The organism is Candidatus Obscuribacterales bacterium (assembly GCA_036703605.1).
Lineage (GTDB): Bacteria > Cyanobacteriota > Cyanobacteriia > RECH01 > RECH01 > RECH01.
On record DATNRH010001187.1, the window covers coordinates 1 to 1,712 of the forward strand.

General features: G+C 53.6%; 1 protein-coding gene. It reads left to right on the forward strand.

The features are described 5' to 3' along the window. Positions 1-226 precede the first annotated feature (226 nt). The coding region (locus tag V6D20_24705) for a beta-ketoacyl-ACP synthase III (protein ID HEY9818983.1) at positions 227-1,712 on the forward strand (1,486 nt) is incomplete at its 3' end.

A 1,712-nucleotide genomic window follows, 5' to 3' on the forward strand; every position in this document is an offset into this window, starting at 1 on the left:
AGTCGCATGTATGACATAGAATGCCCAGTCTTGCCATTAAAATCACTCATGGTTTTAACTACGAGATCTGAGTTGCTTTTTCCAGACAACTAGGGAAATGTGATGGCGCGATCGCCCTATCATCCATTCTGAAAAGTGGCACAGAGAATCGGCAAGACAAGAATCGCCGCTGCATTCTGGAACTAACGCAATGAATCTATGAGTCGTTTCTCTCCCCAATTGTTCCATGCAAAACGCCTACATTACCCAAATTGGCAAATTCCTGCCCGGTGACCCCATTGGCAATGATCAGATGGAAGACTACCTTGGACGGGTGGGCGATCGCCCCTCGCGGGTGAAGTCGCGCATCCTCAAAAGCAATGGCATTCAGCAGCGATACTATGCCCTCGATCGCCAGCAGCAGACCACTGTGACCAATAGCCAGATGGCGGCGGCGGCGGTGCGCGATCTGTTGCAGCGTGCAGACCTCGATCCGCAGACCATTGATCTGCTCGCCTGCGGCACCACTTGGCCAGATCTCCTAGTGCCCGGTTTTGCCAGCATGGTGCATGGTGAACTGTCGGAATTGTCGCCCCTGGAGGCTGTTTCCAATCAGGGGGTCTGCTGCGCGGGGGTGGCGTCGTTGAACTATGCTACAGCCCAGGTGCAGTTGGGCAAGCGTCAGAATGCGATCGCGGTAGCATCAGAACTGGCGTCACGCTTGTTTAAACATACGCGCTTTGAGGCGGAGGATGCTGTTCAGGCGGGGCAGTCGCTATCGTTTGATGTAGAATTTTTGCGCTGGATGTTATCCGATGGCGCGGGCGCACTGCTGGTACAGGATTGTCCGGCTGCTCAGGGAATAAGTTTACGCATTGATTGGATTGAGTCGGTATCCCATGCCAATGCTTACCCGGTCTGTATGTATGCTGGGGTGGATAGCCCAGATACGCTAAAGGGCTGGATGGATTATCCCTCCTATGAAGCGGCGGCTAGACAAGGGGTGATCAACCTACGGCAAAATATTCGCTTGCTGGATCAGGTGATTCGTTTAGGTATTGAGGGCTGGCTGCGGTTGATTGAACGGGGGCGGGTGCGTCCAGAGGAGATCGATTGGCTCCTCTGTCACTATTCATCCCACTTTTTCCGGGGTCAGATTGTAGACTTGTTAACCAAAGCCGGCTGTATGATTCCGGAGGAAAAGTGGTTCACTAACCTCTACACCCGAGGAAACACAGGATGCGCCTCTATTTATCTGATGCTAGAAGAACTCTTTCAGTCGGGTAAGTTACAGCCAGGGCAAACCATCTTTTGCTTCGTACCCGAAAGTGGCCGGTTTACCACGGCTTACATGAAATTAACGGTGGTGGAAGGTGTGGTGCGTCCGGTGAGTCTACCCGCTGCTGCACCTGCACCGGTGCAGGTGCAGCAGGAAACCGTAGATGCTGCTGCTACAAACGTTTCAGCGGATCTGCTACGACGCTTGGCGTTGGTGTGGCTGGAGTTTGAGCGCCAGTTGCGATCGCTTCCCATGATTCGCCGCCTACATCGCGGTGAGTTCACCTTGGATGACTACAAGGCACTGCTACGCAATCTGCGCCCTCAGGTCGTGGAAGGGGCTCGGTGGATTGCCCGAGCGGCATCGAATATGACCGATTTTCGGCTGCGGTCTACGTTTATTGGCCATGCCCAGGATGAACATCGAGATTTCCAGATGCTGGAGCGTAATTATG